Genomic DNA, 13321 nt, shown 5'->3' with positions numbered 1-13321 from the left:
GGCTCCGGCTTGCAACGGCGCGGACCTTAACCCATCCGATCTCGGATGTAAAGATCCCCCTCAATCCGGCTCGGCATACAGCGCCAGACAGGCGGCGGGCGGGGGCGGCGGAGGTTTCGGCGGGGCCGGTGGCCCGGTCACCGGCGGGGGTGGCTTGAACCAGCTCAGCAGTTCCTCACCACAGCCATCACCCTCGGGCGGCGGTTCCTGCACCTCGCACTGGCTGGCACCGGCAGGACAGGCGAGGCGCACATGCAGGTGGGCGGCATGGCCGAACCAGGGCCGCACCTTGCGCAGCCAGCCCTTGTCCCCACTCTCCCCCTCGCACAAAGCCAGCTTGATGGCCGGGTTCACGAAGATACGGGTCACATTGGGGGCGGCTGCCGCCAGTTTCACCAGACGCGCCTGAGCCGGGCCGAAATTGCTGTTCACGCGCTGGGCCTTGGTATCCACCATGCTGGCGAAATCTTCCCGCTCCCGCGCGGGCACCGGCAGGTGACCCAAGTCCAGGGCGAACCAGATGTCCACATCCAGCCCCATCTGGTGACTGGCATGGCCCGTCTTCATGCGCCCGCCGCGCGGCATGGACATGTCGCCGATGGACAGGATGCCCAACCCTTCCCGATCCACCTCCCCCGCCAGCGCCTTCAGATAAGCAATCAGCTGGGGATGGCCGTAATTGCGGTGACGGGACAGGTTCAGCACCTGATAGCCGTGACCATCGGCGGGCAGGGCCTCTGCCCCGCGCACACAGCCATTGGCATATCCACCGATGGGTTCCGGCGCGCCCTTGGCCGGTTGGCGCAGATTGTGGGGCGCAGGGGCATTGCCATGCTGATGGCTGTCAGCGGCCAGGGCGGGCGCGGTGCCCAGCAGCAGGGCCAGAAGGACGGGCACTGACCGGTACGTCAGACGCCCCATTGCCGCACGCGGCCCGTATCGACATGCACGAAGCCGGTCTTGCTGTAGATACCCACACCGCCCATGCGCAGGTTCAGCGCCTCCTGGCGGATGCGGCTCAACTGCCGGCCCGCCATGGTGATGTCGATGGCCTTGCCTTCCATATGCAGGCTCTTGGTCGCCACCCCTTCCGACTTTGACGCCAGCATGGCGTTGGTCTTGGGGCAGCGATAGCCGGAAATCACCTGGAACGGCTCATCGGTGCGCAGGCGCTGACGCAGCTGGAACAGTAGGTCCAGCAGCTTGGGATCCATGCTTCCCACCTCGCCCGTGCGCCAGTCGCGCAGCATGTGGTTCACATCCTTCAGCGCCGACCGGTCGTAAGAGCCGTTATTGTAGTAGGTGACTTTCAGCTTCTCGCTTGTATGCAGCGAAACGAAGGAGAGCTGCCGGCGCGGTGCGGCGACGGCGGCAGCCTCGGCTGGATTGCTGATGATGGTGGGGGCGGCAATCGCCGCACCGGCACCCAGGAACAAGCCACCAAGCCCGCGCAGGAAGCCACGGCGACCGGTTTCAACAGCGGTATCAAGGGGGGCACAGGGGACAAGGGCGGATTCAGGAGGGATGTCGGGCGTCATTCCAATGGTCAGGTCGGTCGTGTTCGGCCGTGCCACCATGCCCAAATCCCCCTTCAGCCCCGTCAGGCACCCCCCGCGTCCGTTGCGCCGGGGACACTCTCTTCCCTGATTTCGCCAAATGCCCCGCGCCATAAGCAGGACACATTTGCACTTCTGGCAGAACGGCATAGGCGGTGCAAGCAGAAATCCACCCTTCCGGCCTATTTCCCGCCTATCTCTTCCGTGATCGGGGCTCAGCGATTGCTGCTGTCCGTGGCCTTGCCCGCTGCGGCCCCGCCGGGGGCCAGCCGCGCCTCGGCCTCGACCGCGTCCCATTTAACGCGCGAGGCGCGCAGGGCCGTGGCCAGCTTGCGGTCGCGGCCATAGATGTCGGACCGGAAATTCACCGATCCATCATCGGCCACGAAGACCGTGACATAGGAAATATGGATAGGAATGGGCTTTTTCAGCCGCACCACGGTGCGCTGCCCGCCGGCCAGCACTTCATCCACGCGTGTGCGCGGCCAGTCAGTGGTACCGGTCAGGCGCAGGATGGTGTCGGCCACGTCGAACGGATGCTCCACCCGGATACAGCCATGGCTGAAGCTGCGATTGGCACGGTTGAACAGGTTCTTGGACGGCGTGTCGTGCAGATAGACGTCGAACTCGTTGGGGAACATCATCTTGATGCGGCCCAGACTGTTCTTATCCCCCGGCACCTGGCGCACGCGATAGGGCAGGCGCGTCATATGCGCCCAATCCAGGGTTTTGGGATCAACCGGTACGGCACTTTCCGACCAGTCGGACAGCAGCTCATAGCCCTGCTTGGCTAGATAGGTGGGGTCCTTCTTGGCCTTGGGGAAAATCTCATCCCGCACGATCTTGGCCGGCACATGCCAATAGGGGTTGATCTCCAGATAGGACATTTTGCGGGAAAAGACGGGGGTGCGCGTGGAACTGGTCCCCACCACCACGCGCGCCTCATGCACCACATTACCTTGATCGAAGATCGACAGGTGAAAGGCTGCCAGATTGACCAGGATATAGGATGGCCCCATATCGATGGGCATCCAGCGCCAGCGCTCCATATTCATGGCGATCTGGGCCACGCGCTGTTCAGCACTGATATTCAGCGCCAACAAGGTCTGCTTGCCCAGAACCCCGTCCGGCTCCAGCCCATGGCGGGACTGGAACTTCTTCAGCGCCTCGATGGTTGCATCATCAAACAGGGTCGGGTCGTCGGGCACCGGCGCATCGGCGGCCAGTTCTCCCGTCACCTTCAACCGGGCGCGCAGGGCCGGCAGCCGTTCGTCATTGCCGCCGGGTTTCAGGGAGACATCGGTGACCGGGACCGGCTTCCACCCGCCCGCTGCCGCCAGTTCGCGATAATGCTGCAAGGCACCGATCAGGCGCTGATATTCCGCGCGGCGGGGGGCAGCTCGGCCAGTTCGGTGCCGGGGTCGGGCAGGGTGGCCAACCGGCCCAGCAGGGTCAGGACATCAATCTCGCGCTTTTCGACGTAAAGCTCGCTGTCGATGGTCATGGGGGCCAGCCGACCCGTGGCCAGATCACGCCCATAGTCCAGCGCGCCATGCGACAGCATCACCTCCAGCTCCGCCAGCGCATCCGGGCTGTCGCCGCGCTCCAGCAGGGTGGCGATGCGCGCAACGCCATAATCGGCGGGGTTCAACCCCTGCGACGCCGCCTTCTGCAGGGCTAGCAGCAGCAATCGGGCGCGGTCAGACGGCTTGCCCTGCTCAATCCAGGCCGGCGCATAGTGCCGCTTCTCATAAAACCGCCCCAGGGTCAGCAAATCCTGACTGTCCCGGTCGGTTTCCGGCGTGCCGATGCCGCTGGTCAGTCGGTGCTGTAGGGCGGTGGCGAAATCGGGGGCCGCCTTCGCGGCAGCGGACAGGGCCAGGAACCCGGTCAGAAGCCCCATATACAGACCACGCAACAGAACTGAACCCACCATCATCTCCGCTACACCACGCCGGATGGAGGCAGCGTAACATCGGGCAAGGGGAATACGAACCCCTCCTTCAGGCAAAGCGGTTTGGATACTTGGGTCCTGTCATTGTTCGACCACTGGAAGCTCATCACCTAGCATAGGCGGATTTCCCCGGCCTGCCTTGTTAAGAATGGCAAGGAAATCTTCACGGCTCGCCCCTGCCGCTCTCTGCTTAAAGAATGCTTCCGTTTGGGATTGGGCGGCGACCCGGCTTGCCAGTGCCGCCGTAATATAGGCATTCAGGCTGATACCTGACCGTTCTGCCAGATCGGCAGCCGCAGCCGTCAGATCATCGGGGAGTTGCAGTGAAAGCTGTGTCATCTGCGAAGCCTCCAAATCAAATTACCCGGACGCAGAACCGAAATACCAAACCGGCGGGCGATGTCCAGGTCGCGGACATTATGCGTAATGATGGCCAACGCCCCACCATTTATAGCGCAATCCAACACCCTGTCATCATCTGGGTCATTTGAAACAGGACGCCAAGAGACATCGATAGTCACCGGCGAAATCAGTGCCGCGAAGCCCGCAAGGAAGGTGCCTATCTCGTCGAAATCCAACCCTGCGGCCGTTAGGAATGTTGGCCGGGTCAGCACATCTTCATATTCCAGGAAGAGTGCGGTGGATGCGAGCGGCAGGAGATCGCCATCATACACCATACGCAAGACGTGATGCGCAGCCCCAAGATTGCTGCGCAGTCCTGCCACTATCACTGATGTATCAATGACAACCCTCATGGCCCCATACATCCCCCGTGCATCACATAGATACACTGGGAATGTCGAAAGAGGGTTTGTTTTTCCCGCTTACCGCGTCGGGCGCGGGGTGGGGCCGGAATAGTCGTAGAAGCCGCGACCGACCTTGCGGCCCAGCCACCCTGCCTCAACATATTTCACCATCAGGGGGCAGGGGCGGTACTTGCTGTCGGCCAGCCCTTCATAGAGGACCTGCATGATCGACAGGCAGGTATCCAGGCCGATGAAATCCGCCAGCTCCAGCGGACCCATCGGGTGGTTGGCACCCAGCTTCATGGCCGTGTCGATGGCCTCCACCCCGCCCACGCCCTCATACAGCGTATAGACCGCCTCATTGATCATGGGCAGCAGGATGCGGTTGACGATGAAGGCGGGGAAATCCTCGGCAATGGCCGCTGTCTTGCCCAGCCGGACCGTCAGGGCCTTGATGGCTTGGAACGTATGGTCGTCGGTCGCGATGCCCCGGATGATCTCCACCAGCTGCATCACCGGCACCGGGTTCATGAAATGCATGCCGATGAATTTTTCGGGCCGGTCGGTGGCGGCGGCCAGACGGGTGATGGAGATGGAGCTGGTATTGGTCGCCACCATGGTGGTGGGCGACAGGTTGGGGACCAGGGCCTTCAGGATCAGGCGCTTGACATCCTCCGACTCGGTCGCTGCCTCAATCACCAGATCGCTGTCCTTGAAGATGGACAGTTCGGTGGAGGTGGCGATCCGGGCCAGGGCCGCGTCCTTTTCGGCAACACTCATCTTGCCCTTGGCGATCTGACGGTCGTAATTCTTGGCGATACCAGCCACAGACTTGGTCAGCTGTTCGGCATTGATGTCCGAGATCACCACCGACAGGCCCGCCGCCGCGCAGACCTGCGCGATGCCACTGCCCATCTGACCCGCCCCGATAACGCCAACCTTCTCGATCATCACAGTCCCCATTCAGGGTTGGAATCCCAACATATGCCAACGGCATGAAATCTTTAACCGTTGGTCAATCTTTCATGCCCCTCATTCGCCGGCACCCACATCCGTGGGCTTGGCTACCCGCCATGTGGCGCGCGGCGGCGGTCGCCGCCGTACTGACTGACAGTCAGTATCACCCACTCTTGCATGAAGGCACCGCCTTCGTCCCGGCGACATTTGTCCAATACCGGGTTGGAAAAAACGCGCCGGGGCACCCCGGCGCGTTGTCACAAATCACCCCAGGGCCTCAGTCAGTTCCGGGACGATCTTGAACAGGTCGCCGACGATGCCGTAATCGGCCACCTGGAACATGGGGGCCTCTTCGTCCTTGTTGATGGCGACGATGACCTTGCTGTCCTTCATGCCGGCCAGATGCTGGATAGCGCCCGAGATGCCGACGGCGATGTACAGTTCCGGGGCCACGATCTTGCCGGTCTGGCCGACCTGATAATCGTTGGGCACGAACCCGGCATCGACCGCCGCGCGGGATGCCCCCACCGCCGCCCCCAGCTTGTCCGCCAGCTTGTCCAGCATCGGGAAATTGTCGCCCGACTGCATGCCGCGCCCGCCCGAGACGATGACGCGGGCAGAGGTCAGCTCCGGGCGCTCCGACTTGGTCAGCTCAGCGCTGACAAAGCTGGACAGACCCGCCTCACCCGTGGCGCTCAGCGTCTCGACCACACCGGCCCCACCGGTCTCGCCCGCCGCCTCAAACGCCGTGCCGCGCACGGTAATCACCTTGATGGCGTCCGACGACTTCACCGTGGCGATGGCATTGCCGGCATAGATCGGGCGTTCGAACGTGTCGGCATCGACCACGCCGCTGATCTCGCTGATCTGCTGCACATCCAGCAGGGCCGCCACGCGCGGGGCCAGGTTCTTGCCAAAGGTCGTGGCGGTGAACAGCACATGGCTGTACCCACCGGCCTTCACGGCCGCCACCACCAGCGGCGCGAAATTCTCGGCCAGCGGGTTGGCATATTCGGCACCTTCGGCCACCAGCGCCTTGGCCACGCCGGCGGCAGAGGCGGCCGCCTTCGCGGCCTCGCCCACGCCCGAACCGGCGACCAGCACATGCGTCTGCCCACCGATCTTGGCGGCCGCGCCCAGCGTGGTCAGCGTCGGCTTCTTCACCGCACCCGTGGAGGGCTCGGCAACAACCAGAATGCTCATGTTGCGTATCCTTGGAATGCGTTGCAGATCAGATGACGCGCGCTTCGTCGCGCAGCTTGGCGACCAGCTCAGCCACAGAGGCGACCTTGACGCCGCCCTTGCGCTTGGCCGGCTCCGTCACCTTCAGCGTGGTCAGGCGCGGGGTGATATCCACGCCCAGCGCGTCCGGTGCCACCACCTCGATCGGCTTCTTCTTGGCCTTCATGATGTTGGGCAGCGAGGCATAGCGCGGCTCGTTCAGGCGCAGGTCGGTGGTCACCACCGCCGGCAGCTTCAGCGACAAAGTCTCCAGCCCGCCATCAATCTCCCGCGTCACGGCCACGGCACCGTCGCCCGGCACGACCTTGGACGCAAACGTGCCCTGGCCCCAGCCCAGCAATGCTGCCAGCGCCTGACCCGTCTGGTTGCTGTCATCATCGATGGCCTGCTTACCCAGGATCACCAGATCCGGCGCTTCCTTGGCCACCACGGCCTTCAGCAGCTTGGCCACGGCCAGCGGCTGCACCTCGGCATCGGTCTGCACCAGAACGCCGCGGTCGCCACCCATGGCCAGTGCGGTACGGATCGTCTCCTGCGCCGCCGTCGGGCCGATCGACACGACCACGATCTCCGTCGCCTTACCCGCTTCCTTCAACCGCACGGCTTCCTCAACCGCGATCTCGTCAAACGGGTTCATCGACATCTTCACATTCGCAAGCTCGACACCGCTCTCGTCGGGCTTAACGCGGATCTTGACGTTGTAGTCAACAACACGCTTAACGGCGACTAGGACTTTCATTGGCGATCCCCTCGCATGATAGCCGGCGGTGGATGGTCCCCGCCTGTTCACCCTGGCTTTCAGCCATTCGTTAGAACCTGGGCCTTAAGATTGGGCAATCAACGCCTGCCGTCCAGCCCCGTTAATGGGGGCGGACCTTAGAATTGCTGCACCGCACATGTCAATAGTGTGCGTCCGGTAACGTTTAAACGTAATTTCGTTACTGGTTGCGCGCCATCGACCGATCAATCATCTTCCCTTTACGTAATGGGAAGATACCAATGATACGACAGATTTCAAGGGGGTTCTGCGCAGGTTTCGCGGGCTCAGCCCGGCGTTTCGCCCCGCGTCATGCCCGGCACCCACAGCACGTCCGATGCCCCCTTGTCATTGACCCAGCGGCCCAGGACGAACAGGTGATCCGACAGGCGATTGATATATTTCAGGGCCGGCGCACCAACCACCTCGGTCAGGGCCAATTCGGTCATCTCCCGCTCTGCGCGCCGCGCCACGGTGCGGGCCTGATGCAGGTAGGCGGCGGCGGGGCGACCGCCGGGTAGGATGAAGCTGTTCAGCGGTGCCAGCTCGTCATTCATCCGGTCGATCTCGGCCTCCAGCCGGTCGACCTGGATATCGACGATGCGCAAAGGCGGATAGGGCGGGTTCTCCATCTCCGGCGTGCAGAGATCAGCCCCCAGATCGAACAGATCATTCTGAATGCGGCCCAGCATGGCATCCGCCTCCGCCAGGATCGGGTCGTCCTTGGCGGCACCCGTATGCAGTCGGGCCAGCCCCAGAATGGCGTTCGCCTCGTCCACGGTGCCATAGGCGGCAACGCGCAGGGCATGTTTGGGCACGCGGCTGCCATCGCCCAGGGACGTCTGTCCCTTGTCGCCGCCACGGGTATAGATGCGGGTGAGGCGGACCATGGCGCTACCTGCTGTGTTGATGGATCAGGAGGCCATGAAGGCCAGGGCGAACAGCACGACAGCCGCCACCTGCAGCCGGATGCGCCACCACATCAGCTTGTTGCCGTACTTGGCGTTGAAATCGCCGCCGCGCGCCATGGCAAACAGCCCGATCACCAGCACAGCCAGCGTGGCGATCATGGCCAGAACCATGAGGAAGATCATGAATCCGCTCATGCCCCACCATATAGCGCGGGACGGCCCTGCCGCCCAGGGGCAATCCGGGACAAATCGCAGCAGTCCGGGACTCCCCCGCGGGTTTCTGATATGAGAGGCCACGGCACCGCAGCCGGAAGAGCTTATGTCCTTATCCTCCCCCCGCCAGGCTGGCATCCCCTTCATCCTGGTCACGGTCCTGCTGGACGTCTTGACCTTCAGCCTGACGATTCCAGTCTTTCCATCCCTGATCCGGCAGTTCGCGGTCAGTGAGGCATCCGCCGCCTGGTGGATGGGGGCGATGATCGCCGCCTTCTCCGTCATGCAGTTCGTCTTCGCCCCCATCCTGGGTGCCCTGTCGGACCGGTTCGGGCGGCGTAAGGTGATCCTGGCCTCCATTGCAGGCATGGCCATCGACCAGTTGTTCATGGCCTTTGCCCCCGGTCTGGTCTGGTTGCTGGTGGGCCGTCTGGTGGCGGGGCTGACAGCGGCCAATGTCACGGCGGCCAATGCCTATATCGCCGATGTCAGCGGACCGGCGGACCGGGCCCGGAATTTCGGCATGATGGGCGCTGCCTTCGGCGTCGGCTTCATCACCGGCCCGGCCCTGGGCGGGGTGCTGGGGGAGATTGACCTCCGCCTGCCCTTCATGGTGGCGGCGGGGCTGGCGGCGCTGAATTTCCTATACGGACTGCTGGTCCTGCCCGAGTCGCTGCACCCGTCCAACCGCAGCCGCTTCAGCTGGGCGCGGGCCAATCCGGTCGGGTCGCTGCGGGCGCTGGCCATGCATCCCGCCGTTCTGGGTCTGGCAGCCAGCCGCACCTGCATGGTGCTGGCCATGGGCGTGATGCAGATGGTCTGGGTTCTGTACACCACCAAGCGCTTTGGGTGGAGCGAGCTGGATAACGGCCTGTCCCTGGCCGCTGTCGGCCTGACCACGGTGCTGGTCCAAGGGGTGCTGATCGACCGGATCGTCAAGAAGTTGGGGGAACCGCGCACGGCCCTGCTGGGTATCGGTCTGGAATCCACCGCCTATGCCGGCTATGGCGCGGCAACAAGCGCTACCGTCTTTTCCGCTTTCATCCCCATCCATTCCATGAGCGGGATCAGTTCGCCGGCCATACAGAGCATCGTGGCGCGCAGTGTGGGCGCCGATGAACAGGGTTCGGTGCAAGGGGCCTTTGCCAGCATGCAGAGCCTGACCTTTATTCTGGCCCCGCTGATCGGGGCGGAACTGTTCGAGCATTTCACGGCGGAGGGGGCGACGATCCCGATCCCTGGCATGCCCTTCTATTTCGGGGCGGCCATGCTGGCCTTGGCCGGTCTGGTCGCCGCTTGGGCGATGCGGCGGGTGCCGGCCCCCAGAAAGGCTGAACCGGTGACGGAGGCGGTATGATGGTCGATGAATTTCCGGCAACCGGTTTCCTGCGCCATGTCCGGGCCTGCAACCGTCATGATCTGTCGGGCTTCCGGCCCTTCTCCATCGCTGGCGTGACAGTGGGGCAGGTGCGGATCGGCTTCATGGAACGGTTGCTGGCCTTGGGGCCGCCCTTCATCCCGGATGCCGGCGGCCTGTCCCTGCATCCCAGCCTGACCGACGCCCCGTCCCGCACCCGCGCCGTAGCGGCGGCGCTGGACCGGCTGGTGGCGGATAGGACGATCCCGAAGTTACGCCGGGAAATGTATGCGGTGTCCGACGGCTGGGACCGCCCCACCCTGATGGAGCTGGACCGCGCGGCCATCCCCTTCTTCGGGATCACGGCCTATGGCCTGCACGTCAACGGCTTCGTGCGGCGCGAAGACGGTATCCATCTCTGGGTGGGCAAGCGCGCCATGGACCGGGGCGTGGCTCCGGGCCAGTACGATAATCTGGTGGCCGGCGGACAGCCGGCAGGCCTCAGCCTTGCCGATAATCTGGTCAAGGAAGCCTGGGAAGAGGCAGGCTTGCCGGCGGACATGGCGCTGCGCGCCGTGCCCGTGGGGGCCATCACCTACCTGATGGAACAGGAAAAGGGACTGAAGCCCGATGTGCTGTTCCTTTATGACCTGGAACTGCCGTCCGACTTCGTACCCCGCAATACCGATGGCGAGGTGGAGCGGTTCGAGCTGTGGCCCATCGCCCGCGTGGCGCAAAGCGTACGGGACAGCGATGACTGGAAATTCAATGTTAACCTGACGGTGATCGATTTTCTGATCCGCCATGGCTGGCTGACCCCCGACCACCCGGAATATCTGGAGCTTTGTCGGGGGTTAAGGCGGTGACCTGACGGTCACCGCCATTTTGCATGCACCCTCACGCCGGGCGCACCATCCGGCGGCTTGGCTTGCGCGCCCATGGGGGTGCTCGCGCTCAACGCGCCAGCCAACCGGCACAGGTGCCGGTTGGTATCTGCACCTCGTCCCTTTACAGCCCCTTGGACTTCACCAGTTCGGCCAGATTGACCTCTGACCGCGCGCCATAATGGGTGATGATCTCACCAGCACAGATGGCGCCCAGGCGGGCGCAATCGGACGGGCTGCGCCCCTGGGTATAGCCATAGAGGAAGCCGGCGGCGAACAGATCGCCCGCCCCCGTGGTGTCCACGACCCGGGACACTTTCTCGGCGGGAACCGAATAGGTCTCCCCGCCCACCAGGACGGTTGCCCCCTGCTCGCCCCGCGTCAGGACGGCGACTTCCACATGTTTACGCGCCTCGGCGGCGGCACTGTCGAAATCACCGCCGAACAGGGCGACGATCTCGCTCTCATTGGCGAACAGGATATCGACATGGTTCTTCACCAGATCGCGGAAACTGTCCAGGTGGCGGTTCACACAGAACGGGTCGGACAGCGACAGGGCCACCTTCTGCCCGGCCTCATGCGCCAGGGCGGCTGCCTTCAGGAAGGCCTGCTTGGCGGCCGGCGGGTCCCACAGGTAACCTTCCATGTAGGTGACCTTGGATGCCTTGATCACCGCCGGATCGATATCATCGGGCGTCAGGTCCAGGCAGGCACCCAGGAAAGTGTTCATGGTCCGGTGGCCGTCCGGCGTCACCAGGATCAGGCAGGACCCGGTGGGCTTGCCATCGGTCAGGTCAGGCGTGTCGAACACGACGCCGGCGGCGCGAATATCATGGCGATAGACCTTGCCCAGCTGATCATGGGCGACCTTGCCCACGAAAACGCCCTTGCCGCCCAGCGACGCCAGGGCCGCCATGGTATTGCCAGCAGACCCGCCCGACATTTCCAGGCCTGGCCCCATCTTGGCATACAGCGCGTCGGCCTCTTCGGCGCTGATCAGGCGCATGGCGTTCTTCACCAGGCCATTGGCGGTCAGAAACTCTTCGTCGGCCTTGGCGATCACGTCGACGATCGCGTTACCCAGACCCACCACATCATACAAAGCCGCCACGAATGGCCTCCACAAAACAATCAGAATTGGCGGGGAGTATAGGCAGACCGCGTCTTGCGGCAAGTGCCCATGCATCCCCATATGGGTAGCGCTGGTGCATGGGTGCCGATCCGGGCAGGGGGCCAACGCATTGATCCGCGAGTTATCACGCGCCGTTGGGCAACTGCCCGACCCCGCGTTCACCCGTGTGCTGATCTTCTCGGCGCTGGGTGCCGTCCTGCTGTTCGTGGCCCTGTTGACGGGGTTCGGCTGGCTTTTGACCCATACATCCCTGTTCGATATCGGCTGGGTGGAAACGGGCATCGACCTGCTGGGCGGGGTGGCGGCACTGGCGCTGGCCTGGCTGATGTTTCCCGCCGTGATGGTCGCCGTTTCCTCCACCATGCTGGATGGCATCGTCGATGCCGTGGAACGCCACCATTACCCGCACCTGCCCCCGCCACGCCGTATCCCCGTATGGCGCTCTGTGCTGGAGGGGTTGAAATTTCTGGGGCTGGTGGTGCTGGCCAATCTGCTGGCCTTGCCCTTCTATTTCGTGCCCGTGGTCAACCTGTTCGTCTGGTTTCTGGTGAATGGTTACCTGATCGGACGGGAATATTTCGAACTGGTGGCCGTCCGTCGGCTTAACCCGATGGGGGTGAAATTTCTGCGCAGCGAGCAGCGGATGGGACTTTTTGTGGCGGGCGTCATTATCGCCTTTCTTTCGTCGCTGCCACTCGTCAATCTGCTGGTGCCCGTGCTGGCGGCGGCGTTCATGGCCCATCTTGTTGAAGAGATGCGGCGTGATCTTCCGGTCGCTGCATCTGTGTGAACCCCGCCTTTAGCCGATGAGATACAGGGGGCAAGACGATATGTTCCGACGCCAAAGACCGCCCGTGGCCCCAGCCACGCCCACCCCGCCCGAACCGCCGGTGCCGCCCGCACCGCCGTCCGACGCGGGCGGGAACGCCGCCGGGTTCCGCCCGGCGGAACCGGCGGCGGCTGCCAACCCTTCCGCCACGATTGACCCCAGCACCGATACCGGTTCTGAAACCAGCCCGAGGACGACGATGAATACGCCTTTCTCCACCCCGCCCGGCGGCCCGCTTTCTTCTGCTGCCCCGTCGTTGAAGACGGAGATCCCGCGCCGCGTCGTCGATATCCCCAACAGCCCGCCCAAGCGCGTGGCCCCCACCGGTGTAGAGGGGAACAGCCCCTCCACCGCAGAGATGCGCAAGCTGATCGTGGGCCGCGATATCAGCCTGTCGGGTGAGATCGCCGCCTGCGACGTGCTGGTCGTCGAAGGCACGGTGGAGGCCAAGCTGCGCGACGGCCATGTCGTGGAGATCACCGATACCGGCCTGTTCAAGGGCTCTGTCGAGATCGATGAGGCCGATATCGGCGGCCGCTTCGAAGGCGACATCACTGTCCGCGGCACCCTGAAGGTCCGCACCACGGGCCGCATCACGGGCAATATCCGCTACGGCACGCTGGAAGTGGAAAATGGCGGGCAGCTGTCAGGCACCATCCAGGTCCTGAGCGCGGAAGCGGCGGCACCCAAGCCCGCCGCCCCCGCCCCGCAGCCGGCCCCGGTTCAGGTTGCCGCCGCCCCGGTGGCCGAGGTTGAGGAAGAGGAAGTGGTGGGCTGATCCCG

The 13321-nt window shown here is 63.9% G+C and carries 16 protein-coding genes; 4 read left to right on the top strand and 12 right to left on the bottom strand.

The window, feature by feature from the left end; translation table 11 throughout:
- Positions 1-60: 60 nt before the first annotated feature.
- From mepA to ABC729_RS14395, 11 genes are all read right to left on the bottom strand, one after another.
- Entirely contained in the window at positions 61-921 is an 861-nt protein-coding gene (mepA, locus tag ABC729_RS14445; protein WP_495608249.1) for a penicillin-insensitive murein endopeptidase, read from the bottom strand.
- Positions 909-1577, bottom strand: coding sequence for a peptidoglycan L,D-endopeptidase MepK (gene mepK, locus ABC729_RS14440; protein WP_495608248.1), 669 nt, complete (start codon positions 1575-1577; stop codon positions 909-911). The genes mepA and mepK overlap by 13 nt, the downstream gene beginning before the upstream one ends.
- Positions 1578-1771: 194 nt before the next feature.
- A complete protein-coding gene (locus tag ABC729_RS14435) occupies positions 1772-2914 on the bottom strand; it encodes a L,D-transpeptidase family protein (RefSeq protein WP_495608247.1) in 1143 nt (380 codons plus the stop codon).
- Positions 2915-2922: 8 nt separating this feature from the next.
- The gene (locus ABC729_RS14430; protein WP_495608246.1) at positions 2923-3495 is read right to left on the bottom strand and encodes a L,D-transpeptidase scaffold domain-containing protein; all 573 of its coding nucleotides are present in this window, start codon (positions 3493-3495) and stop codon (positions 2923-2925) included.
- A gap of 96 nt (positions 3496-3591) precedes the next feature.
- Positions 3592-3849 carry a hypothetical protein gene (locus ABC729_RS14425; RefSeq protein ID WP_495608245.1) on the bottom strand — a complete coding sequence of 86 codons (258 nt, stop codon included), beginning with the start codon at positions 3847-3849 and terminating at the stop codon, positions 3592-3594.
- The gene (locus ABC729_RS14420; RefSeq protein WP_495608244.1) at positions 3846-4265 is read right to left on the bottom strand and encodes a putative toxin-antitoxin system toxin component, PIN family; all 420 of its coding nucleotides are present in this window, start codon (positions 4263-4265) and stop codon (positions 3846-3848) included. Before ABC729_RS14420 ends, ABC729_RS14425 begins: the two co-directional genes overlap by 4 nt.
- A gap of 69 nt (positions 4266-4334) precedes the next feature.
- Positions 4335-5207, bottom strand: coding sequence for a 3-hydroxybutyryl-CoA dehydrogenase (locus ABC729_RS14415; RefSeq protein ID WP_495608243.1), 873 nt, complete (start codon positions 5205-5207; stop codon positions 4335-4337).
- A 270-nt stretch (positions 5208-5477) separates the two neighbouring features.
- Entirely contained in the window at positions 5478-6416 is a 939-nt protein-coding gene (locus ABC729_RS14410) for an electron transfer flavoprotein subunit alpha/FixB family protein (RefSeq protein ID WP_495608242.1), read from the bottom strand.
- Positions 6417-6444: 28 nt separating this feature from the next.
- Positions 6445-7194, bottom strand: coding sequence for an electron transfer flavoprotein subunit beta/FixA family protein (locus ABC729_RS14405; protein ID WP_495608241.1), 750 nt, complete (start codon positions 7192-7194; stop codon positions 6445-6447).
- Positions 7195-7499: 305 nt separating this feature from the next.
- A complete protein-coding gene (locus ABC729_RS14400; RefSeq protein ID WP_495608240.1) occupies positions 7500-8102 on the bottom strand; it encodes a cob(I)yrinic acid a,c-diamide adenosyltransferase in 603 nt (200 codons plus the stop codon).
- Positions 8103-8126: 24 nt separating this feature from the next.
- A complete protein-coding gene (locus ABC729_RS14395) occupies positions 8127-8318 on the bottom strand; it encodes a twin transmembrane helix small protein (protein ID WP_421893983.1) in 192 nt (63 codons plus the stop codon).
- Between the two features lie 124 nt (positions 8319-8442).
- Between ABC729_RS14395 and ABC729_RS14390 the strand changes: the two genes are divergently transcribed.
- The gene (locus tag ABC729_RS14390) at positions 8443-9693 is read left to right on the top strand and encodes a TCR/Tet family MFS transporter (RefSeq protein WP_495608239.1); all 1251 of its coding nucleotides are present in this window, start codon (positions 8443-8445) and stop codon (positions 9691-9693) included.
- The gene (locus ABC729_RS14385; RefSeq protein WP_495608238.1) at positions 9690-10559 is read left to right on the top strand and encodes a DUF4743 domain-containing protein; all 870 of its coding nucleotides are present in this window, start codon (positions 9690-9692) and stop codon (positions 10557-10559) included. The genes ABC729_RS14390 and ABC729_RS14385 overlap by 4 nt, the downstream gene beginning before the upstream one ends.
- 142 nt (positions 10560-10701) lie before the next feature.
- On the opposite strand, the gene ABC729_RS14380 is transcribed toward ABC729_RS14385, so the two are convergent.
- Positions 10702-11688 (bottom strand): adenosine kinase, encoded by a 987-nt coding sequence (locus tag ABC729_RS14380; protein WP_495608237.1) that lies wholly within the window; start codon positions 11686-11688, stop codon positions 10702-10704.
- 130 nt (positions 11689-11818) lie between these two features.
- Between ABC729_RS14380 and ABC729_RS14375 the strand changes: the two genes are divergently transcribed.
- The gene (locus ABC729_RS14375) at positions 11819-12499 is read left to right on the top strand and encodes an EI24 domain-containing protein (RefSeq protein ID WP_495608236.1); all 681 of its coding nucleotides are present in this window, start codon (positions 11819-11821) and stop codon (positions 12497-12499) included.
- Positions 12500-12539: 40 nt separating this feature from the next.
- Positions 12540-13316: a bactofilin family protein gene (locus tag ABC729_RS14370; protein ID WP_495608235.1), complete on the top strand. Its 777-nt coding sequence runs from the start codon at positions 12540-12542 to the stop codon at positions 13314-13316.
- Positions 13317-13321 lie beyond the last annotated feature (5 nt).

The sequence above is a fragment of the Niveispirillum sp. CC-CTL257 genome (assembly GCF_059489915.1).
This window is presented reverse-complemented; position numbering and strand designations above follow the sequence as displayed.